The sequence below is a fragment of the Mesorhizobium sp. M4A.F.Ca.ET.020.02.1.1 genome (genome assembly GCF_004022645.1).
Classification (GTDB): domain Bacteria; phylum Pseudomonadota; class Alphaproteobacteria; order Rhizobiales; family Rhizobiaceae; genus Mesorhizobium.
Genome location: NZ_RZOI01001340.1, coordinates 1 through 591, shown reverse-complemented (window position 1 = coordinate 591; position 591 = coordinate 1). Strand labels below are relative to the sequence as shown.

General features: G+C 71.6%; 1 pseudogene. It reads left to right on the top strand.

What is annotated here, in order from left to right:
- A pseudogene (gene fliI / locus EN742_RS37025) lies at nucleotides 1-591 on the top strand (flagellum-specific ATP synthase FliI); the annotation flags it as partial.

The following is a 591-nucleotide window of genomic DNA, read 5'->3' as shown; positions in this document are numbered from 1 at the left end:
GGCGGTGGCGCCGCATATCGCGTGGCGCGGCCGCGCCATCGACGCGCTCCCCCGTTCAATCGACGGCGGCCCGCCGCTGGAAAGGTCCGCATCCGCCTCGGGCGAGGACGCCACGACGCCAGGCGCCATGGCGCGACAGCGCGTCGGCACCGCCTTCACGACGGGGGTCAGGGTCATCGACATCTTCACCCCGCTCTGCTTCGGCCAGCGCCTCGGCATCTTTGCCGGTTCCGGCGTCGGCAAGTCGACGCTGCTCGCCATGCTCGCCGGAGCCGACGCCTTCGACACGGTCGTCGTTGCGCTGATCGGCGAGCGCGGCCGCGAAGTGCGCGAATTCCTCGAGGATACGATCGGCGCCGAAAGCATGGCCAAGACCGTGGCCGTAGTTGCCACCAGCGACGAGAGCGCCATGATGCGCCGGCGCGCCCCGGACACCGCCATGCGCGTCGCTGAGCATTTCCGCGACCAGGGCCACCGCGTGCTCCTGGTGCTGGATTCCATTACCCGCTTTGCCCATGCGCGGCGCGAGGGGGCGACGGGAACCGGCGAGCCGCCGGTCGCGCGCGGCTACCCGGCCTCGGTGTTCACCGA